Raw genomic sequence first — 21591 nt, forward strand, 5'->3', positions numbered from 1 at the left:
TCCACCTGTCTTCTTGTTTTCAAACAGAAAACCTGCTCTGGCCTGATTGCCAAAGCAGGTTTTTCTACAGGCTGAAGTCCCCTGCTCATCTTGAGCAGGGGACTTTTGTTTTGTCAGATTTCCTTTTCTTCCCCAGGGTCCCAAAGGCTGGGCTGGGGCTTTTCCCGGGCCACCATGGAATCCGCATGGCGGCTGATTTCCGCCTTTTTGTAGGTGTTTCGGGAAAGACAGGTCACATAAAGGGTGTCGATCAGCATCAGCAGCGGCACCTGAGGGGAAATGCGCAGTCCGCCCCCCATCTCCCGAAGGGAAATCAGGTGGACAATTTCGTCGGGCATATTGTCGGATTTATCCGGTGCAGGGCCGCCGGTAAACAGGACGGTTCGCGCCCCCCGCGCTTTGGCCATGCGGATGCCGCCTGTAATTTCCGAGGTTCTGCCGCTCATGGTGAAGGCAATCACCAGATCGCCGGGCACCACCAGCGCTGCTGTGATCTGAATCAGCTGGGAATCGCTCACGGCCTGAATCCAGAGTCCCAGGCGCATGAACCGCAGCTGAAAGTCCTGGGCGGCAAGCCCGGAATGACCGATGCCAAAGATGAAAATCCGGCGGCTTTCGTCCATCATGGCGGCAATGCGGCGCATCTGGGTATTGTCGATGGAAGAAAAACTGTTCTCCATTAAAAGGCCATAGAGCCCTTCCACCTGGGAGTTTGCTTCGCCGGGCTGGCGCTCACTTTCCGCGCCGCTCAGCTCCCGTTCATATTCATAGCTGAATTCCCGGTAACCCTTATAGCCGCATTTTTTGGCGAAACGGGAGAGCGTTGCTTCCGATACATACAACAGCTTGGCCAGGTTTTTGGACGCCAGATCCACAGGCTTTGTGTTGTTCAGAAAGAAATCGGCCACAGTGCGCTCCACCTGGGTCATCTGATTGTAAGAGTCCATGATTTGCTGAATAGTTCTGCGATATTGCATGGGGGTCACTTCCTTTGTGCGGGGGAACGGCGGGGGCGCCTGTGAGAAAACATTCAAAACATGGACTTAATTATAAAACCGAAAGACAGAAAAAACAATGCGCGAAAATCGACAAAAAATACAAATGACAGAGCCGAAAATACAAGCAAATTATTGCTTTGAAAATAATAAAATGCACAGAACTCAAAGAAAAAGTGTGCATATTGACGTAAAACTGGAATAGATAGAGGGGGTTGATGGTCGAAATGATGGTGCCGGATGAATTCCTGGTTTTGCGAAAGCACCCGAAAACAGAAACTACTTTCAAAGGCGTGTAACTTCTTTCAGAATCGGTGAAATCTATTGAATCCCATTGGTGCGGTGGGTATAATTGGGGCAAAGAGGGGACGCAAGATACACGGCGCAAAACCCTGCGGAAAGGAAGTCTTGCCATTATGAGCTGGAGCATTCATCCGGATACCTGTGCACGGGCGGCCCGGGCTCTGAACGAGCTTTTGCCGCTGGTGGAGCGCGGGGAAAGGCACCGGCAGGTGTATGCGAAAGAGCAAAGTCAACCGGGATATTCCATAAAGGCGGAAGGGGACAGAATCCACATCGGCTACCATACCCTTACGGATCTGGCCCGCGGAGTTCTGGATGCCTGCAGCCACACGGAGGACTGCTTCACGCTGCAGCGGCACTGTGCATTTCAGGAATTCGGCGTGATGGCAGACCTGTCCCGCAATGCGGTGATGAAGCCGGAGGCCATCCGCCGCCTGATTCGCCTGAGCGCCCTGATGGGTTACAGCTTTGTGGGCCTGTATATGGAGGATACCATTCAGCTGGACGGGGAACCGTATTTCGGCTACCAGCGGGGAGCCATGACCAAGAAGGAGCTGCAGGAACTGGATCGGTATGCGGCAAGCTTGGGCGTGGAGCTTCGGCCGTATCTGCAAACGCTGGCTCACCTGAACCAGATCATGCGCTACCAGCGATACGATGCCATCAACGACACCGGCGACATTCTTCTGGCAGGGGATGAAAGAACCTATCATCTGCTGGATCGGCTTTTAAAAACCGTATCCGACTGCTTTACAACCCGTAAGGTGAACATCGGCATGGATGAAGCGGCGCTGGTGGGTGCGGGAAAGTATCTGGATCAGAACGGATACCGTCCCCGGATTGAGATCCTTCAGGAGCATCTGACAAGGGTGCTGGGGCTCTGCGAAAAATACGGCTTGAAGGCTCAGATGTGGAGCGATATGTTCTTCAACCTGGCCTATGGCAGTTACGACAAAGCTGCCGAAGGCGCCAGCGCGCAATGTCAGCCGGAGATTCCACCCCAGGTGGAGCTGGCGTTCTGGGACTACTTCCATGTGGGGCAGGCCCGCTACGAAACCATGCTGCAAAAACACAGGCAGATGGCCGGCAGGGTTGCCTTCGCCGGCGGAGCCTGGAAATGGAGCGGATTTACCCCCAGCAACGCGTTCAGCATCGAAGCCGGTCGGGATGCCCTGAATGCCTGCATTAAGGAGCAGGTGGAATCGGTGGTAATCACGGCCTGGGGCGATAACGGAGCGGAGGCAAGTATGTTTTCCATCCTTCCGGTGCTTTATGCCGATGCTGCGCTGGCCTGGGGCCAGCCGGGCGAGCGGGAAGGATTTGAAATTCTGACTGGAGTCCGCTTTTCGGACTTTCTGGAGCTGGATCGCCCCAGCATGTTCTCCCCGGATCCGGCAGTGCATGGCAATGCAAGCAAATTCCTTTTATATAATGACCCGCTGCTGGGCACCTATGATTCACTGGTTCCGGAGGACGTGGAAGCCTTCTATGCACAAGCGGCCCGGGAGCTGGCGCGGGTGGAATCCATCGCCGGGGAATATGCCGGACTGTTCCGCACCCAGAAAACACTGAGCATGCTGCTGGAAAAGAAGGCAGCCCTTGGGCGGAACATCAAACGGGCATACGACAGCGGGGATCGTGAGCAGCTGCGCCAGATCACGGAATATGAAATCCCGCAACTGCTGGAACGGCTGGACACCTTCGCAGATGCACTGGAAGAGCAGTGGATGGCGGAAAACAAAGCCTTTGGCTTTGAGGTACAGGATATTCGTCTGGGAGGGCTGCGCCGACGCGTTCAGCAAACGGAAAAACGGCTGCGCGATTATCTGAACGGTGCGACCGAGCGGATTGAAGAGCTGGAAGGGGAGCGGCTGCCCTTCGCATATTTCGACAACAGCAGCATTGAAACACTGAACTACAATCTGTGGGCCGTGAATGCGACCCCGGCAGTTTTATGAATTAGGCGGTTCCGCGACGGATAAAAAAGGTACAGGCATTATCGAACGGAAGCGTTTAAGGATATCAACAGCAACAAAGGAGGACACACAAATGAAAAAGTTTTGGAAACGAGCGGCAGCCGGCTTGTGCGCGGCAGCACTTGCAGCCACGGCTTTGACCGGCTGCGGCGGCGGACAGGAAACCAGCACGGCAGCGTCCGGGGCGGCATCCGGTTCCACAGCGTCCGGATCTGAAGCGGAACCGGTTACGCTGGAGTTCTGGACCATTGCTCTGCAGCCCACGTTTACCGACTTTTTGAACGGCCTGATCGACAAATACGAGCAGGAAAACCCGAATGTTACCATCAACTGGGTGGACCTGCCCTATGATTCCATCCAGCAGAAGCTGGTTACCTGTACAATCCGCCGGAGTTCTTCAACCTGATGTTCGAAGAGGGCGTTTCCATTCTGAACGAGGACAACACCGCTGCAGCGTTCAACACCCAGGATACCGTGGATCTGCTGAACAGCTTCAAGGAGCTCACCGATCAGGACATCCTGCCCAAGAACAGCAAGTGGGGCGACTGGGATACCGAGCTGAAACTGTTTGAGACCGGCCAGCTGGCCATCGTAAGCTCCTCCGGTTCTTCCCTGAGCCGTATCAAGGATGAGGCACCCGATGTGTACGAGAACATCGGTGTGGCAGCCCCGCTCACCGGCAGTGAAGGCTTCTCCCGCAATGCGTTGATGAACCTGGTTGTGCCTGAGGCCAGCAAGCACCATGAAGAGGCCATCAAGTTTGCCGCCTACATCACCGGCGACGAATGCCAGCTGGAGTTCTGCAAGCAGACCGCGATCTTCCCCTCCACCATCAAGGCCAGCCAGGACGAATACTTCCTGTCTGACAGTGAGACTCTGGAAGGTCAGGCCCGCATCATGTCCGTGGAAGTGAGCGAGACCTCCAAGGACTACTCTCTGGGCACTGCAGGTCAGAGCGAGATCCAGGATGCTGTGAACCAGATCCAGGAGGCCGTGATCCAGAACGGTACCGATACGCAGACCGCACTGGACAACGGCGAAAAGGCCGTGAATGATATTCTGGCGCAGTCCGCCGGCTAAACCATTCGGCCAAAGATCGAAAAATACAATGAATGCCGCCAGGGAGCTCATGGGTAGTGCCGGGCCCCTGGCGGCCCTTTTAAAAGGGGCTGGCCGCCCCATCATCTCAGCAGATCCTTTGAAGGGTGAAAAAAGCCCGTCGGAAGGGCCCAACGGGCTTTTCGGTTTGCGGAACAAGGGGGAAAAAGCTATAATGAAAATGCCTACATCAACTGCAGCCGTTTCCGGTAAAAAGCGGCGGCCCATGCGTTTGCAGACCCGGCAAACGCTGCTGGCGTACCTGTTCATGGCGCCGGCACTGATTTTGCTGGTCGTGTTTGTATTCGCGCCCATCCTGGGCAGTCTGCCCTTGATGTTCTTTGATTACTCGGTGCTTGGCACCACCAAATTTGTGGGACTGAAAAACTTTGTCACCGCATTTCATGACCGCAACTTCCAGGCGGCCATTGTGAACACCATCCTGTTTGTGGTGGTGGTTCCCGTAATCCAGATTCTGTCCATCATGCTTGCGGTGCTGGTAAACCGCAAATTGCGGGGCATTACGGTGTTCCGCACGCTGTACTACATCCCGGTGGTCACCTCCATGGTGGCGATTTCCATCATGTGGGGCTTCCTGTTTGACCCCAGCGGACTGATCAACTCTCTTTTGAAAAAATGGGGGCTTATCTCCAGCTCCCTCGGCTTTTTGACCGACAGCAGAACCGCCATGCTGTGCATTATGTTCATCACGGTATGGCAGGGCCTTGGTTATTACATGATGATGTACCTGGCGGGGCTCCAGTCCATCCCGCAGGAAATCGTGGAGGCAGCCTATGTGGACGGCGCAACGCCGGCCAAAGCCTTCTGGCACATCAAGCTGCCCATGCTGAAGCCGTATATCTGGTTCTGCAGCCTTAACTCTGTCATTTCGGCAGTAGGCGTGTTTGACGCGGTGTTTGTGCTGACCCAGGGCGGGCCGGATACCGCCACCATGGTCATTGCCTACTACTCCTATTATAAAGCCTTCAACAGCTTTGAATTCGGCTATGCGGCCACCATCGGCTTCGTGCAGGCCCTGATCACCGGTGTGATCAGTATTGTGGTATTCCTCTATGGCAGAAAAGGAGAGGAGGGTGGTCTGGCATGATTCAGGCAAAAAAACGCCGCAAGGCAATCAATACGGTACTCACCTATGTGATGCTGGTTCTCATCGCCATTGTGTGTGCCGGCCCCTTTATCTGGCTGCTGGCCGCCTCGTTCCGTTCCGGCCAGAATATCTATGACATCAGCCTGATTCCCCAGAATCCCACGCTGGAAAACTATATCGGCGTGTGGGAGTTTCTTTCGGTGCCCCGATATTTGCTGAACACCATCATCATCACGGTGGCCAGCATCGCCATGGACGTGATCCTTTCGGCACTGTGCGCCTATCCGCTGGCCTGCATGCGTTTTAAGGGCAAAAACTTCATCCTGGGTGTGCTGCTGGCCTCCATGATCATTCCCGCCGCGGCAGGTATGATCATCAACTATCTCACCATCTCCGCCATGCACCTGCTTAACACGCTGGCGGGCGTTGTGCTTGTGGGTTCGGTTAAGGTGTTCAGCATTATTCTGCTGCGGCAGGGTTATATGGGCGTTCCCAAGGACCTGATCGAGGCGGCCCGCATCGATGGTGCGGGAGAACTGCGGATCTGGTGGCAGATCATGCTGCCCGGCATCATGCCCACAGTATCCACCGTGATCATCTTCGACTTCATCAGCCGCTGGAACGAATTCCTGTGGCCCATCATTGTGCTGCAGGATCCTGCGAAATATCCGCTGGCGGCCGCGCTGCAGTATCTGAACGGCTCGTTCAACTACAAGTTCGGTTACATTGCCGCAGGAGCGATCATCTCGGTGATTCCGGTCATTGTTGTGTTCATCCTGTGCCAGAAAAACTACATCGAAGCGGTCAGCGGCGCGGTGAAGGGCTGATCGGGGGAGGAAAGGATGCTTCCTGTATATTCCGTCTGGATCGAGATCCAGGCAAATAAGGCGACCATTGCGGATGCGCATCAATTCCGGGCAGCCATGCGGCGCTGCGCTCAGGCGGGAATGGATGCGGTTCTGCTCAGTGTGCGGGATACCAGCGGATTTGCACTGTATCCCAGCAAGCTGGCTCCCCATTACAGCCAGTATGACCCGGCCTTTGCGCCCGGTGTGGACTATTTGAAACAATGTGTGGAAATCTGCCGGGAAGAGGGCCTGGCCCTGTTTGCCGCGCTGGATGTTTTCGTGGGCGGAAACCGGAATCACCCGCAGCCCGGGATGCCCGCGCTCCTGCATCCGGAATGGCAGGCACAGGTTTATGGGCTGGATGCACAGGGTGCGCCCTGTATCCGCCCGGTGATGGATGCGCAGGGGTTGCAGACGGTGAGCTCCATTGACGATTTCGGTGAGCTCTTTCTGGATCCCATGCATCCGGAGGTTCAGCAGTACCTGCTGGATCTGGCCGATGAGCTTCTGGAACGGTATCCGGTGGCGGGGCTGGTGCTGGATCGGGTACGGTATGTGGGCCTTTGTTCAGACTTTGGCCCCCGCACCCGCGCAGCGGTGCAGCGGCTTGCAGGCGATACGGAAGGGTGGCCCGAATCGGTCTACCGGATCGAGGAGGGCAGGGCCGTTCCCGGCCCCCTGTTTGACGCGTTCCGTACCAGCCGTGCCGAGTGCATCCATGATTTTATGGAACGGATGAGCGCTCTTGTACATCGGTTCCCGGGCCGGGTGCTGCTGGACTATACCGGTTCCTGGTATCCGCTGTATGACCAGGTAGGTGCGAACTGGGCGTCTGTGCGCCATGTGCCGGAGGAATACGGCCTTGCCAGCACAGAGAAATACCAGCATGCAGGGTACGCCCATCTGGTGGACAATCTGCTCTCCGGCTGCTATTATCCGGAAATTACGGAGCAGGAGGCGGCGCACAGGCCCGCCTTCTGGTACAGTGTGGAAGGAGCGGCCCGGCTTGCGAAGCAGGTGATCCTGGAAGATGCGCCGGTTACGGCCAGCCTGTTTCTGGATCAGTATCGGCCTCAGCCTCGGCGGATTGAGCAGGCGATCCGGATGTGCTTTGCACAAACCGGGCGGTGCATGCTGTTTGACCTGAGCTATCTGGAACAGGATGGCTGGTGGCCCCATGCACAGCGGTCTGCGGCGCTGTGCCCCCTGACAGAGGAGGAACTGCCGGCGCTGCACCGGCTGCTGCAGCGCACACTGCCCGCCCAATACGATTGGGGAAAGGCCCGCCTGGAGCAGGTTGCAGTTCGGGATCCGGCCCTGCTGCCAGAAGGAACGCTCTGCCTGAAAACAGGCGATGGCCGTCTGCTGGGGGCAGTGGTTTCCAAGCAGTTTGCACCGGGGGATCCCCCCTATGGCGGTGCGGGCTGTGTGAGCATGCTTCTGGTGGATCCGGAGATTCAGAACCGTGGCTGGGGCAGCTGCCTGCTGAAGGCGGCTGAGCAGACCATGAGAAACCGTGGGATCGAACGGATTTTCCTGGGGCAGGACGTGTGCAATCTCTTTTCCGGCGTGCCGGAGCCTTCGCCGGAAAAACTTGCCTTTTTCGTTAAGCGGGGCTATCAGATGTGTGTGGATGAACACTATGATCTGGAAGCCGATGTGACGGACGATCCCCTGATCGATTCCTTTGATTCGACCGGTTTCGAGCCCTATTCGGTGGAACCGCTGATGCACGGCCAGGAACAGCAGCTGCTGGACTTTTTGCAGGCGGAATTCCCGGGCCGATGGCTGGAAGAGATAAAAGATTTTCTGGGTTCAGGCGGGAATCCGTCGGAACTTATGGTGCTGCAGCCGCGCGGTGGTGCGGTATGTGGCTTCTGCAAAATTGCTGTGCAGCCGGGGGGACGGTCCGGTCTTGGCCCCATCGGCATCGCGGCCGGAGTGCGCGGCCGCCGGCTGGGCGAGTTGCTTTTGCAGCGTTCTCTGCTGCAGCTGCGTGCACTGGGTGCGCATACAGTGTGCATTGACTGGACAATCCTGAAGGAGTATTACGGCAAGTTCGGATTTTTGCCGGAGCGCACATACCGAGGAGGAATGAAAACATGTTGAACAGAAAGCTGAAGCTGGTATTGCTGCCGCTGGATGAACGGCCTTGTAACCGCTTGTTTCCACAGCATTTGTTCCAGCATGACGGGGTGGAGCTGGTGGTGCCCGAAACACTGGGCGATAAAAAGCAGCCTGCCGACCTGGAGAAGGTGGACCAATTCCTGCTGAACGCCTGCCGCGATGCGGACGGGCTGGTGCTTTCGCTGGATACGCTGCTTTATGGCGGCCTGGTTCCCTCCCGTATCCACCACAAAACACCGGAGGAGCTGGAGCCGCGAATGGATATCATTCGCCGGTTGAAGCAGGAAAATCCCCGCCTTCTGATCTATGGCTTTCAGGTGGTCATGCGCTGCCCGGACTATTCCAGCGACGACGAGGAACCGGATTATTACGAGCAGTACGGCGAACAGATTCACCGGGCCGGTGAGGTGCTGCACCGCAGCCGTCTGGGCCTTTGCGGCGACCAGGAGCTGAAGGTGATGCTGGAAGAGATCGATCAGGATAAGCTGAAGGATTATGTGGATCGCAGATCCTGCAATCTGCAGCAGAATTACCGGGCGCTGGAGCTGGTGGAACAGGGCGTGCTGGATGCACTGGTCATCCCGCAGGACGATTCCGCCGCCTATGGTTACGCGGCAATGGATCAGCAGTCGGTTCGGGACAGAATCGCCCGAAAGGGTCTGATGCGGGATGTGCTCATGTATCCCGGTGCGGATGAAGTGGGCCTGACTTTACTGGCCCGCATGCTGAACCACATGGCAGGCCGCAAACCCAAGGTGTATGTGAAATATGCCGCAGAGGGTGCCAAATCCGTGCTCCCCATCTACGAGGGCTGTTCGCTGGATACCACCATTCGCAATCAGCTTTTGTCTGCCGGGTGCCAGATTACGGATTCTTACGAAAACGCCGATATTATTCTGGCGGTTACCGCCCCGGCAGAGCGCATCGAAGAAGCAGTGCAGCAGCCTTCTCAGGCGCGGGGCTACTGTGTGGAACGAAGCCTCCCGGAGCTGGTGGATTTTGTGGAAGAGCGGGTGCGGGAAGGCCGCATTGTTACCATTGCCGATAACGCCTATGGCAACGGCGGCGAGATGCTGCTTATCCGGATGCTGAACCGGGCCCATCTGCTGGACAAGGTGGCAGGCTATGCCGGCTGGAATACCTCGGCCAATACGCTGGGTACGGCCATTGCCGAAGGCGTGGATGCCTATCATTTCGGCATTACCCAGTCCCACCAGAATTTCCTGGTGGAACGCTATATTGAGGATGCCGGTTACTGCGGCATGGTTCGTGCCCGCATTACCCGCATCCTGAGCCAGTATGGCATGAATTACTTTGACGTGCGCGAGCAGGACGGCGTGGTGAGCGCCAAAGTCCGTCAGGAGCTGGAGCGCTTCACCCGCGAGGAGCTTTCCTCCATTGCCCCGCGTGTGGAATTGCATCAGGTCTGGATGCCCTGGCGCCGCATGTTTGAGATTGGGTTGGATGCATCCATCCGGCCTCAGCTGCTTGCGTGGGAAGCGTAAGGCAAACCAAGAAAAATCCCCCTCTGATGGATGAAATCAGAGGGGGATTTTTCTGTTCGGTCAGCGGTTCAGAAGCCATACCGCGCCGTTCAGATAACCGGCGAAGAGCAGCCACAGCAGATAGGGCAGCTGAAGCCAGGAAGCCGCGGGGCTTACGGAGTAAAACCGCAGAGTCATGAGAAGGACTGCCAGGAACAGCACAACCAGGCAGAGCAGTGCACCCAATGGATTGTTCCAGCCGAAAAACAGAATGCTCCAGAAGAAATTCAGCACCAGCTGAAAGCCCCAAAGCCGCAGGGTGGGAACCCGATCCTGTGGACTTTTGTTCCAGACCATTGCCATACCAATGCCCATCAGCAGGTAAAGGATAGTCCAGGCGATGGGAAATACATAGCCGGGAGGGGTGAGGGGAGACTTGAGCAGATTGGGGTAAACATTTTCCAGCCCGTATCGGGTAAGCGTACTGGAAAGCCATCCGGTTCCCAGCGCAATGGCTGGAAAGAGTGTGAAGGGAAGAATACGGGAGAGCCGCTGTTTCATAAAAATACCGCCTTTCGGTACAGGATGACCGCACGCATAGCGCCGGTATCCATAGTATATGCGGGAAACTTCCCCGGGGCGAATCAGCTCCCGGGGGCTTATTGTTATCATAAACCTTTTGCTCCGGAAGAGCGGTTGTGCACACAACGGTGCAAACGAAAAGAGGGCGGCTCGAAAAAAGAGCCGCCCTCTGGAAATGGACCGAGGAAATTATTTGCCGGAAACCGAGTCCATCAGAAGAAAAACCTCTTCCGGGGTTTCGGTGAAGTCGTTTTCAATCATGGTGCGTACCAGACCGTAAATCAGAAAGGCCATTCCGTTGCGGTGGTAACGCAGGCTGGGCGGAGTGCCCTCGTCCGGGCCAAGAACCTCCAGAAACATCTTTTCCAACACACCCAGCATCTGCTTTTCCCGTAAACTGCGCAGCAGAGGGCGCTGGCCGTAAATATAGATGATCAGATACCGCCCCGGCGATTCCAGCAGATCCCGCCGATCCGGCAGCGAGGAAGCATAGCGGATCCAGCGGGAGCGCAGGTAATATCCAACCACCTCTTCAACGGCATCGAAATTTCGATAAAAGGCATTGCGGGATACGCCGGCCTGACGGCACAGCCGGGTGACCGAGAGCTCTGCTTCGGGTTCGGCCAGAAGCAGGTCCACTGCCGCATTGGCGATGGAGTCCTTGGTTTGCTGGCAGAGTTCGCTGTTGCGGGTATTGGGCATAACGGGCCTCCAGAATCAAAGAATGGGGGCAAACCCGGCGGTCTGCCCTGCCTGTCTATTCTATAACGTAACAACTGTTACGTCAAGTGTTGAAAAGTTGTTTATCTTGTTAAAGTGTTGGATATGAATGGAAAAAATGCCGCAGAAACTTCAAAAAGCGACCCGGTGTGCAAAAAGAATGTAAGAAAAAGGAAAACACTGTGTCTTGTCGCAGGCCCCGGCGCAGACCGGTTGACAGCTGCGAACCCATGGGGCATACTTAAAGCAACCGAACCGGGCGGATTTCCCGGTAAATCATCAGCCGCCGGAAAATGGCGGAGGAATGGAGCGTATCATCATGACAAAACGAGTACTGGATCTGCTTCCGGCAGAACTGGCTTCGCTGTCAGCGAAAGAACTGCTGCAGGCGGTGGCCGGCAGCGAGGGCCGGGTGCTTGCCGCCGAGACCATTGGCATCACCCCGCCGCTGCTCAGCGATGTGACCAACGCGGAGTTTGCCGCCTCCATGGGCGCGGATCTGCTGCTTTTGAATATGTTCGACGTGTGGGAGCCCCGCATTGTGGGCCTGCCCGAGACCTGCCCCGAGGACGTGGTGCGCCGGGTGAAGGAACTCACCGGGCGGATGATCGGCATCAATCTGGAGCCGGTGGATCCGGCTGTCTGCGCTCAGAACGAGGAAACCATCTGGGCCATGAGCCGGGGCCGCTATGCCACAGCGGAAAACGCCCAGCGTGCCATGGAAATGGGCGTGGATCTGATTGTGCTCACCGGAAACCCGGGCAACGGGGTGAGCAATGAGGCCATTGTGCACTCGCTGGAAAGCATCCGCGCTCAGGTGGGCGAGGGAATCGTGCTGGCAGCGGGCAAGATGCACGCCTCCGGTGTTGTGGGCGAGGGCGGCGAGAACATCATCACCAAAGAGGATGTGGCCGCCTTTGCCGCTGCAGGTGCGGATATTATTCTGCTGCCTGCCCCCGGCACCGTGCCCGGCATTACCACCGAGTATGTGCGCGGGCTGGTCAGCTATGCCCACAGTCTGGGCTGCCTGACCATTACGGCCATCGGCACTTCGCAGGAAGGGGCGGATACCGCCACCATCCGCCAGATTGCGCTGGCCTGCAAAATGACCGGAACTGATATCCATCACATCGGTGATTCCGGCTATGTGGGCATGGCTCTGCCGGAAAACATCATGGCATACAGCGTGGCCATCCGTGGCATCCGCCACACCTACCGCCGCATGGCAGCGTCGCTGGCCCGTCGCCCCAGGGACTGAGAAACCATGATTCAATAGAACTGTATATTTTCAGGTAAGAAAAGCCCGCCCGGATTCTGATGGAACCCGGGCGGGCTTTTTGCGGGTTGGGAACGGATCCATGGGTTCCGTGTTCTTTCCCTTTTCCGCTTATGCTGATTCTGAATCGGAATTTCCGTGTGCATTCATCCCGTGAAACAGCGCAAATCGAAAGGACGGAACATGCCACAAGCACCCACCAATTTGAAACGGTTCCGCTGCCGTTTTTCAAAAAGCAGCAATATACGCAAACACTGCACAATTACCCATCGGTTTTACAATCTGCCGGGCCGCCGGATCCAGGCTGCAACGGTCTGGCGAGTTTCTCACAAATACCCCCTGTTTTTGCGGCGTTCTCTCTCACAAATGCCCACCGGCTTTTTGTCCGGGAATCTGAAAAAGCCTTGTGAGAAAAGGGATTTTGTGTGATTTTCCATACCGCGTCCGGCTGCGGAATCCGTACCGGAATTCTTAAAGAAATCTGCCCATCCAGCCTGTGAAATGTGCCCGGCGGAAGAGGGACTGTTTGTATCCCAAATGCGAAAACAGACGCTTCCGAAAACGGCTTGCCGGTACGCTTTTGTAAGGGGGTGGCGCTGTACCGGTTTCCTTTGAAAGCAAGGGGAGCCAGAAGGGAGCACGGCCGCTGTTTTTATGGATTGCCCCGTTTGACAAACCGCCGACCAAAGGATACAATACAGATATATGGTTTAGATATTAAACAACTGAATCGCTCAACAGATCCACCCGATCCGGAAAGGAGAATTTGTCATGTACAATTGCGCCAAGTGCGGCCTTGTTGGGTGCGCCCAGCAGGATCTGCAGAAAACCCTGCCCGATTGCCCCAGTAAAAACAGCGAGCTGCAGAGCAAAGCCCTCAAGGAGTATGAAAAGGAAGAAATCCACCGCATTGCCTATCAGTCCGCCTGTGTGGAAGCGGAAGGCTATTGCAACGATACCCGCATGGTGGAGATCATCAATCTGCTGAAACGCTGCAACTATAAAAAGATCGGCTTCGCCTTTTGCCGGGGGCTCCATCGGGAAGGCCGGGAGGTTGCACAGATTCTGGAATATCACGGATTCGAGGTGGTTTCCGTAATCTGCAAGAACGGCGCTGTGCCCAAGGCGCACATTGGCGTTGAGGATGAAAACACCCCCTCCGGCCATGCGGATCGGGAGGTCATGTGCAATCCCGTGGCGCAGGCCATGGCTCTGAACGAAGCCAAAACCGAATTCAATATCCTGCTGGGGCTTTGTGTGGGGCATGATACCCTGTTCTTCAAATATTCCGAAGCGCCCGTTACCGTTCTGGCCGTCAAGGACCGGGTGACCGGCCACAATCCGCTGGCGGCCATCTACTGCGCAAAGGGATATTACAAAAAGAAATTCTACCCGGAAAATCCGGACTGACCTGCCTGCGTTTGCCCGTTGAACCCTGCGGGCAGAAGCAGGGAAGATCCCCCGTATTGCAAAAAGATGTCCGTCACGTTATGATGAAAGCAGAAGCACTGCATACGATAAGGAGGTATCTGAATGCGCAAGAATTTTGGAGCCAAACCCTGGACCTATCCGCAGCCGGTTTTCATTCTGGCCACTTATGACGAGAACGGCATCCCGGATGCCATGAATGCAGCCTGGGGCGGCATCAGCGATGACAAGGAGCTGACCATGTGCATCAGCGCCAGCCACAAAACCACCGCAAACATTCTGGCCCGCAAGGCATTTACCGTCAGCATGGCCACGGCAGAGCAGGTGGTGGCCTGCGATTATGTGGGCATTGAATCCGGCAAGCGGGTGCCCGACAAGCTGGAAAAGACCGGCTGGCATCTGATCCGGTCGGAGTTTGTGGATGCACCCCTTGTGGAAGAGCTGCCCATGGCGGTGGAGTGCCGTCTGGTGAGCTACGACCCGGAAAGCTGCCGTCTGGTGGGCGAGATCGTCAACGTGAGCGCGGACGAATCGATTCTGGATGCAGACGGGAAAATCGACCCGGACAAGCTCCAGCCCATCACCTTTGATCCCATCCACAATGTTTACCGCACGCTGGGGCAGGCTGTGGGTCACGCTTTTCAGGATGGCGCAAAGCTGAAATAACTCCATGAATCGCTTTTCCGGCGTTCCATTGGCCCGGAAAAGCGCGCTTCTGGCATTAAGATTCGGTGGAAATAAAGAAAACGCTGTGAGATAGCTTCCAATAAGGCAGTATGAAAGCATTACTGATATAGGGGAGTTGTAATAAGAAGATATTGGCGATACATGGTTTTTGCAACCATGTATCGTCTTTTTTCGTCATCAACACTATTTTGAACATATGATCAGAGAAACATGTGATGCGAGAACTGAACTATATTCCTTGTGGTGACTAGCATATTCTCAATATTCGCTTGCCAAAGGAAAATAGGCATATTGGTCATTGGAAAAGGTGCACAGAAAGTATTCGAAAGTATAATCTTATTTGCTTCGATAGCCTGTGCCTTGACAGTACGCTGTGAATATATCTGGTTAATTTGAATGAGTGAGAATAAAACTGTCGGGAAGTTATTATCGAAGAAATCACTCCATCAAAGGTGTGACAGGAGATACATAGAAGTGGATCAACTGATGTGGATAAGAGTTATGAGCAGCATTCGTAACCATGCCAAAAAATGTGACATGAGTTAAATGATTGATAACTAATTCAACATCGAATGGCGTGTACTTAACAATAACATAGGTTCTTTTCATAGCGAATAAATCGCCAAGACATTCTTTTAAATGCGTTGAATTATTCATACTTTCGTGATTTAATTATACTTAAGTTGAGAGAGGTGAATACTGGCAGTAAGCTATAAGAAACTATTCCGCCTTATGATTGATTGGAATGACTAACGCTAAGCTGATGGGAAAGGTGGATTTAGTGCAAATATTATTACCAGACTGAAAAAAACACTACGTTTCATTGAACAGTATAGAAAAAACTGTAAAGTTCTTAACACTGGTGTAGACGATATTCTGAAATTTTGACCTGATAATATGGAGGGAAAATAATGGACAAAAAAAGAATTGCTCAAATTAAAGAACAGTTTGATCTCGTTATTCATAGCGATGAAACTGCTCGTGTTGAGTTCTGGTATGCACGTGAACTGATGTTACTGCTTGGATATGGCCGTTGGGAAAACTTTGACAAAGCAATTGCCCGGGCGATGGAGTCCTGTGAAACCAGTGGGGTAGAGGTATCGGATCATTTTCGTGAGGTCACGAAAATGATCGAGACGGGCAAAGGCGCTCGAAGACCGATCAAAGATTGCTGCATCTGTAGAGGGAGCATACGCTGCCTGCGATGATGTGTAAATCAGACAGGGATAAAAAATGAGAAAGCATCCTGGGAGAACACCCAGGATGCTTTTTTCATGCCAGTTGGCGACGTGAAATTACGATCATATACAATCAATTACAATCAATCTAGACTCCGGCCGTCGAAAATAAGGCATTCTTCCAATGCCCGATCAGCATTGGTGACCACGATCATTCCGTCAATGCTTTTGCCGGTCCAATTCACATTTCCCACTACTTTTGACAGAGGGGGATGTGCTGTTTGCTATAGTTTGCAGAAAACGAACAGCGGAAATATCCCGGATTGGTAAGAATTTGCAGCCCGTTTCAGCCCCCCGATGTGTACCAAATTACAGGCCGTGTGTACCAGATTTACCGGTCGATTCCTTTTCAACCCAATATGTCCGAAGTTTAAAATGGTGACACATCCATCTGGCCGACACATCCGTGAAGAACTGTTGCGGCTGATAGCCATACCATATACGATCCTGCTTCTGCGCTGTATCCTCATAGACCTTCATTGTGGTCAAAACTGAAAACGGAGCAAGAAGAAAAAGTAATGGAAAAGGTTGCTTTTTATCTGTGAATTCGTGGTTTACAGGAATTGGATTTGCTATGATAAAGGAATAATTACACAAAAAGTAGGTGAAAAAGGAAAATGCAGATCGGATGTACAAAAAAATTGCAAGAGTTTTTGAAAAAAGACATTATTCAGGCAGATCAGGATGTGGATCCGTTTTACACCTGGAGTGCTTCAATTATGATTGTAAATCGAAGAAGGACGATTGTTGTGCTGCATGATGAATCCCGATGTGGGTTTGTGCTGTATGGCATGACTTCCAGGCATATTCGGGAGATAGACCGCATCATTCAAACCGGGATTTGCGATATGCTGGAAGCACATGGAATCAGCACTGCGATCATTGAACGCTATCTGCAGAAATGTGGACGTATCTCCTATACTACCCCACGGCACCGCGATACAGTTGCACACCTCAACTACTTTTGCGAGCAGGTTTCCTTCTTTTCGGAAGTATTCATCCCTGTGAGGCAATTTCAATCCCATCTGGTGCAGGCGTTGAATGAGGGTCTGGTCAAAATCGACGGGGAATATGTAGATCCACGGGAAAAGCTTCGGGAAAGTTTCGTTGAACACTATCCGGGGCAATCGGTGATCTCCAGAAAGATGGCCATACTGGATATAAAATTGGTAGGCACATCCTGTTTCAGACGAATGCGGATTCCAAGCCTTACTCTTTGATGCAGCTGCATTGGGTGATTCAAACTCTGTTTTTATGGAAAGATGCCCACCTTCATGTTTTTGAAACAGAAGATGGGCTCTCTCTGGATATTGATTTTCCGGAATACAGTTTTCTGGTGTCCGAAGATGACTGGGAACAATCAGCCGAAGCCCCAATGGAGCGGTATCTTTCCGTTGGCGAAGTGTTTGAACAAAACCGAATTATCCGATACGTATATGATCCGGGCAATTATTGGATTCATCAAATTACCGTTTCAGCATGGAAGGAAAATACGCAAAACAGTCCAGCGAGATGTATTCTGGCATCCGGTACGGCTCCGCTTGAGGATGTGTGTAGTTCGGATAGCTTTTCTGAGCTATGCAAGGTGATGAAAGAATCCTACCATGGGAGAATCGATCGCCTCCCCAAAGGGGGGAGTAATGAAAAGGAGCCTGATCTGTTAACGAGTCAATATGGCTCTTGGAAAATTGTAATCATTTACTACTAATACTCATTTACCAATCACGCGAATAAAAAGTCAAATCAACGTTAAATTATAGTTTCGTCTGTATACAAAGTGGTCTCTTCCAAAAGTACTCCAAAGGGAGAGTATACTTTAATAACAAGTCTCATTCGATACGTTCCTGTATTCAAGTAAATATATTCTGCAACTCCAGCACCAGCATTATCTCTGTCAGACCATTTATAACTAGTATTATGCCATCCATTGTTATAGCGTTGGACGGTAGCTTCTAGTTCGGCAATGTTGTCATAATGGCGCAAAATTACGTCACCACCAACCTTATGTCTTCCCGAGGAATCCGTCTCTTGCAATACTCCACCACCTACATAGGTAATGTATGTCCATTTGGGTAATTTAAAGTTGCTTTGCCAATCATCTGAAGCGAAAGCGGTGGAAGAGATACTGCTAAACAGCAAAATACAAATAATCAGAAAGCTAAGTCCGCGAAAAGTGATTCTTTTCAACATGTTGATACCTCCAATAATTATCAGTTTGAAAAAAGGCTTTCTGATAGTTTATAAGTCTTAAAAAGAAAAAAACATAACATTCTATTGCAAATTTGTAATACTTTGAGCGATTTTGTCGAGTTGTTGATTTGTGATTTTTCCGTCGATGATAATGGTTCCACTTTTCATGCGAATATATATGGTTTTGGTAGAACCATCTTCACTTATGTAAACTGGAATTGTTTGTCCGTGCAATGTGATCGTACTCATGTTTAACATTACTGATTCTTCGGCAGTTGCATAGTCGGATGTCCAACCAGTTGTATATACAAATGTAATAAACCCTGTCGACGATTCAAAGTGGAGACATTGTGATGCGTCACGGGTACTAATTCCTATATAATCAAAAGAATTTGGTATCCAAGTGGGGTAATAATCACAATTCCAGTCATCTGGTTTAGAAAACGTATAACCCTCGGGTTCTGATATCTTGCTGTAATCCGTAAATACCTGTGCGACCAGTTCAAAAATAGTGACATTATCTGCCGAAATCGGTACAGCAAAAGCAAATACGGCAGCTGCCGCGATCCCACACGCCCATCGAATTACCCGATTTTTGGATCGATGCAACGCTCGCTGACTGTCTTTATGAAATTTTTCCTGGAAGGTCCGCATTTGGATCTCATCGGGCGGAGCATACTCTTCCGACTGAATCAACTGCTCCAGCTCCTCCTGGCTTTCTCGATAGGCGACCAGAGCCAGCATGTGTGCCAGTTCCTCATCGTCAATCTTGTCCAGCTTTTCTAGAAGTTCTTCCTTTGTGGCCACATCAGTCACCCCCCAGGCATTTTTTCATTTCATTTCGCAGATGGTTTAAAGTGCGGTTTTTCAACACACACAAACTGGCACGCTTGACTCCCATGATTACCGCAATCTCGTTGTCGTCCAGTCCATAATAGAGACGCCACATAAAGTATTCCTTAGAGCGCTTAGGAAGTCTAGCGGAACTTTTTTCAATCAAATCCCACAAATCGACCACACGATATTTGTCATCAAAATCAAAAAGTGAATTCTCGCGCGCCATAGCATCAAAGGTCTGCTCCATGTCCTCGACGCTGTCTACCTGAAAATTCGGGTGATATTTCTTTTTGTAATAGGTTTTTCCCAGATTGATGGTAATGCGCATTAAGTAGCGGGAAATGTCCTCCCGTGTAGAGAGAATGGTTTTCCCTTTCTGGATGATTTTCAAGGTGTTTTCAAAGGCAGCCTGTACGATGTCTCGGGATTCTTCCGGATCGTGAGTCATTTGAAAGGCCTTGTTGTAAAAGACTTTGTAATCCTGTTGGCAAATGTCATCAAGCAGGAGAACAGCATCGGTAATATATTGTCTCACATGTACGCCTCCTGTGTAGGGATTTTCCATCTTGTCTGCAGAAGCAAAGCAATATACTGACAAAGCGAAAGTCGTGAAAGGCTGGCGATGACAGAATCTATTATGGATGGTTCAGCAGACGAAGAGAGTAGCCTTACTTAGTGGGTTGTATTATCGTCTAAAAGCACCTGCATGATCTTGAAAATCTGTTCTCGCTGTTTGGAAGTCGCTTGTTCAGCTAACTGATTAATTGCAGCAAGAAGATAATCGTCAGGGTTTTCCACTTCCGGGCGAAGGAAATCGATAACAGAGCAGTGATAAATGGAGGCAAATGAATATAGGTTTTCCAGAAGAATGGGAACTGTTCCTGACTCCAACCGGCTGATATAGTTCTCCGTCATCTTCATGATTTCTGCAACATCTTTCTGCCGCAGATGGCGTTGTAAACGCATTTCTTTGAGCCTTTTGGCGATGAGTGTATAATCTACAGTTTTTAATGAATCCATAACCATCCCCCTTTTATTTAAGGGTAACAGCTTTTGTTGAAATGCAGAATGCATCAGTAAGATATGTAAGTAGCACTAATGGTGATGATACATGGATGTATAAAAATTAGCTGACTTGGTTCGGAAAAAGATAGTTTTTGATTTATGAACAAAAGAAATGTCAAGATTTCTGACTTGTCACACATAGAAAAAGTATAGGAGAGTTATGAGAACATAACTATAACTAGGAATGTTTTGAATAAGGCGTGGCAGCAACATTTATCATGGAGACAGGACAGAAAATTCACAGATATAGGAATATACATAAGAAAATTGTGAGTTTTCTTGCAATGCGAAGGATGCATTACCAGATAACGATGTTCGAAGCAAAAGTGTTCTGTGAGTGCATCCAATATCGAATACCGATGACTGTTCGGGAGTACTCCATAAGGATGGAACGATATCGATGTCCCCGGTGCAGACAGGCAATTGAGTTCGAATACTGCAATTTTTGTAAAGAATGTGGACAACGACTTTCCTGGTACGGAACAGCGACCAACGGATACGAGGGAGAGTAATGGAGCGAATTTTCGGTAATTTCTTGAAATGATCAATTGCATAGCTCGATAATATAGTCGATCCGCAAAAATATCATTGTCGGTAACACCGTATGCTATAGTGAAAGCGGAGGTGATACCATTTCATGGAACATATCATAGAGGAAATGGCTGTCATTGGCTTTTCCAAAGAGCTGTTTGAAAAAGAACGGGCCAAAGAAACGATTGGTCGATACCAGCAGCAGCTTTACACGTTTGCGCAATGGGTGGGAGGAAGAGCAGTAACAAAGGAAATAACGGTATGCTACAAGCAATGGCTGATGGAGCGGTATTCGCCGGCCAGTGTGAATGTAGCACTGGCAGCGCTAAACGGCTTTTTCGATTTTATGGGCTGGCAGGAGTGCCGGGTGCGTCCGGTTCGGGTACAGCGAAGGGATTATTCAGAACCGCGCCGGGAACTGACCCGGCAGGAATATTACCGGCTCCTGCACGCAGCTCGCCGGAAAGGAGATCTGCGCTTGTTTCATCTGCTGGAAACCATTTGCTCCACCGGGATTCGTGTAAGCGAACTGCGGTTCATCACGGTGAAAGCGGTGCAAAGGGGGCGGGCGGATATCTGTAATAAGGGGAAATATCGTACCATCCTGCTGCCCCGGCGGCTGTGTGAAAAACTCCTGCACTACTGCAGAGAACGGGGAATTGCACATGGAAGCATCTTTGTAACCCGTTCAGGCAAACCGGTGAATCGCAGTAATATCTGGGCGATGATGAAGGCTCTGTGCAGAAAGGCGCAGGTCTCTGCCCGAAAGGTCTTTCCGCATAATCTGAGGCATCTGTTTGCTCGCTGTTTCTACCAGTGTCAGCAGGATCTGGAACATCTGGCCAGCCTGCTGGGGCACAGCAGCATTAACACAACTCGTATTTATACAAGAACCAGCGGGGAAAACGAATAAAAACGAAGGAAAAAGCCCGCCACATTTCACTCCCAAAATGTGGCGGGCTTTTTTTATATGACAGAAGAAGCAGTATGTTTTGTCTTTTGGGATAGAAATTCGGACAAATGCATACGGCGCTGGCCGGCGGCAGTTGGTGCGGTACTGAACGGCAGCGGGGCGGCGGCAGCGGCAGCGTCTTGATG

General features: G+C 51.9%; 22 protein-coding genes. 15 read left to right on the forward strand and 7 right to left on the reverse strand.

Annotated features, from left to right (window positions below):
- Window positions 1-113: 113 nt before the first annotated feature.
- Window positions 114-947, reverse strand: a complete 834-nt coding sequence (locus ACESYO_RS15140; RefSeq protein WP_373211315.1) for a MurR/RpiR family transcriptional regulator — start codon at window positions 945-947, stop codon at window positions 114-116.
- Between the two features lie 464 nt (window positions 948-1411).
- Between ACESYO_RS15140 and ACESYO_RS15145 the strand changes: the two genes are divergently transcribed.
- The 7 genes from ACESYO_RS15145 (at window position 1412) to ACESYO_RS15175 (ending at window position 9960) form a co-directional block, all read left to right on the forward strand.
- Window positions 1412-3256: a beta-N-acetylhexosaminidase gene (locus ACESYO_RS15145; protein WP_373210651.1), complete on the forward strand. Its 1845-nt coding sequence runs from the start codon at window positions 1412-1414 to the stop codon at window positions 3254-3256.
- 91 nt (window positions 3257-3347) lie between these two features.
- The gene (locus ACESYO_RS15150; RefSeq protein ID WP_373210653.1) at window positions 3348-3680 is read left to right on the forward strand and encodes a hypothetical protein; all 333 of its coding nucleotides are present in this window, start codon (window positions 3348-3350) and stop codon (window positions 3678-3680) included.
- Window positions 3680-4354, forward strand: a complete 675-nt coding sequence (locus ACESYO_RS15155; protein ID WP_373210654.1) for an extracellular solute-binding protein — start codon at window positions 3680-3682, stop codon at window positions 4352-4354. The genes ACESYO_RS15150 and ACESYO_RS15155 overlap by 1 nt, the downstream gene beginning before the upstream one ends.
- 244 nt (window positions 4355-4598) lie before the next feature.
- Window positions 4599-5480: a carbohydrate ABC transporter permease gene (locus ACESYO_RS15160; RefSeq protein ID WP_058966288.1), complete on the forward strand. Its 882-nt coding sequence runs from the start codon at window positions 4599-4601 to the stop codon at window positions 5478-5480.
- Window positions 5477-6307, forward strand: a complete 831-nt coding sequence (locus tag ACESYO_RS15165) for a carbohydrate ABC transporter permease (RefSeq protein ID WP_058966286.1) — start codon at window positions 5477-5479, stop codon at window positions 6305-6307. Before ACESYO_RS15160 ends, ACESYO_RS15165 begins: the two co-directional genes overlap by 4 nt.
- Window positions 6308-6322: 15 nt before the next feature.
- The gene (locus tag ACESYO_RS15170) at window positions 6323-8437 is read left to right on the forward strand and encodes a GNAT family N-acetyltransferase (protein ID WP_373210656.1); all 2115 of its coding nucleotides are present in this window, start codon (window positions 6323-6325) and stop codon (window positions 8435-8437) included.
- Window positions 8431-9960 (forward strand): DUF4127 family protein, encoded by a 1530-nt coding sequence (locus ACESYO_RS15175; protein ID WP_058966282.1) that lies wholly within the window; start codon window positions 8431-8433, stop codon window positions 9958-9960. Before ACESYO_RS15170 ends, ACESYO_RS15175 begins: the two co-directional genes overlap by 7 nt.
- A gap of 60 nt (window positions 9961-10020) precedes the next feature.
- Here ACESYO_RS15175 and ACESYO_RS15180 read toward each other — a convergent pair whose 3' ends face one another.
- Window positions 10021-10500, reverse strand: a complete 480-nt coding sequence (locus ACESYO_RS15180; protein WP_373210658.1) for a TspO/MBR family protein — start codon at window positions 10498-10500, stop codon at window positions 10021-10023.
- A 210-nt stretch (window positions 10501-10710) separates the two neighbouring features.
- A complete protein-coding gene (locus ACESYO_RS15185; RefSeq protein ID WP_058966278.1) occupies window positions 10711-11223 on the reverse strand; it encodes a TetR/AcrR family transcriptional regulator in 513 nt (170 codons plus the stop codon).
- 337 nt (window positions 11224-11560) lie between these two features.
- On the opposite strand from ACESYO_RS15185, the gene ACESYO_RS15190 reads away from it, so the two are divergent.
- The 7 genes from ACESYO_RS15190 to ACESYO_RS15220 all read left to right on the forward strand — a co-directional run bounded on the left by ACESYO_RS15190 (window position 11561) and on the right by ACESYO_RS15220 (window position 17578).
- Window positions 11561-12499, forward strand: coding sequence for a DUF7916 family protein (locus tag ACESYO_RS15190; protein WP_283128083.1), 939 nt, complete (start codon window positions 11561-11563; stop codon window positions 12497-12499).
- 131 nt (window positions 12500-12630) lie between these two features.
- Entirely contained in the window at window positions 12631-12927 is a 297-nt protein-coding gene (locus tag ACESYO_RS15195) for a hypothetical protein (RefSeq protein ID WP_373210659.1), read from the forward strand.
- Window positions 12928-13288: 361 nt separating this feature from the next.
- Window positions 13289-13927, forward strand: a complete 639-nt coding sequence (locus tag ACESYO_RS15200; protein ID WP_373210661.1) for a DUF1847 domain-containing protein — start codon at window positions 13289-13291, stop codon at window positions 13925-13927.
- A gap of 123 nt (window positions 13928-14050) precedes the next feature.
- Window positions 14051-14611: a flavin reductase family protein gene (locus ACESYO_RS15205; protein ID WP_373210662.1), complete on the forward strand. Its 561-nt coding sequence runs from the start codon at window positions 14051-14053 to the stop codon at window positions 14609-14611.
- 932 nt (window positions 14612-15543) lie between these two features.
- The gene (locus ACESYO_RS15210) at window positions 15544-15840 is read left to right on the forward strand and encodes a hypothetical protein (protein WP_058966270.1); all 297 of its coding nucleotides are present in this window, start codon (window positions 15544-15546) and stop codon (window positions 15838-15840) included.
- A 647-nt stretch (window positions 15841-16487) separates the two neighbouring features.
- Complete coding sequence (locus ACESYO_RS15215) at window positions 16488-17090, forward strand: DUF6933 domain-containing protein (RefSeq protein ID WP_373210664.1); 603 nt, start codon at window positions 16488-16490, stop codon at window positions 17088-17090.
- Window positions 17090-17578: an IS1096 element passenger TnpR family protein gene (locus ACESYO_RS15220; protein ID WP_373210666.1), complete on the forward strand. Its 489-nt coding sequence runs from the start codon at window positions 17090-17092 to the stop codon at window positions 17576-17578. The genes ACESYO_RS15215 and ACESYO_RS15220 overlap by 1 nt, the downstream gene beginning before the upstream one ends.
- A gap of 41 nt (window positions 17579-17619) precedes the next feature.
- Here ACESYO_RS15220 and ACESYO_RS15225 read toward each other — a convergent pair whose 3' ends face one another.
- From ACESYO_RS15225 to ACESYO_RS15240, 4 genes are all read right to left on the reverse strand, one after another.
- Window positions 17620-18060 (reverse strand): hypothetical protein, encoded by a 441-nt coding sequence (locus ACESYO_RS15225; protein WP_373210668.1) that lies wholly within the window; start codon window positions 18058-18060, stop codon window positions 17620-17622.
- A gap of 81 nt (window positions 18061-18141) precedes the next feature.
- Window positions 18142-18867, reverse strand: coding sequence for a DUF4367 domain-containing protein (locus tag ACESYO_RS15230; RefSeq protein ID WP_373210670.1), 726 nt, complete (start codon window positions 18865-18867; stop codon window positions 18142-18144).
- Between the two features lies 1 nt (window position 18868).
- Entirely contained in the window at window positions 18869-19432 is a 564-nt protein-coding gene (locus ACESYO_RS15235; RefSeq protein WP_373210672.1) for an RNA polymerase sigma factor, read from the reverse strand.
- Between the two features lie 137 nt (window positions 19433-19569).
- Complete coding sequence (locus tag ACESYO_RS15240; RefSeq protein ID WP_162613411.1) at window positions 19570-19917, reverse strand: helix-turn-helix domain-containing protein; 348 nt, start codon at window positions 19915-19917, stop codon at window positions 19570-19572.
- A gap of 682 nt (window positions 19918-20599) precedes the next feature.
- On the opposite strand from ACESYO_RS15240, the gene ACESYO_RS15245 reads away from it, so the two are divergent.
- The gene (locus ACESYO_RS15245) at window positions 20600-21406 is read left to right on the forward strand and encodes a tyrosine-type recombinase/integrase (protein WP_373210673.1); all 807 of its coding nucleotides are present in this window, start codon (window positions 20600-20602) and stop codon (window positions 21404-21406) included.
- Window positions 21407-21591 lie beyond the last annotated feature (185 nt).

The organism is Allofournierella massiliensis, from assembly GCF_964241245.1.
Lineage (GTDB): Bacteria > Bacillota > Clostridia > Oscillospirales > Ruminococcaceae > Allofournierella > Allofournierella massiliensis.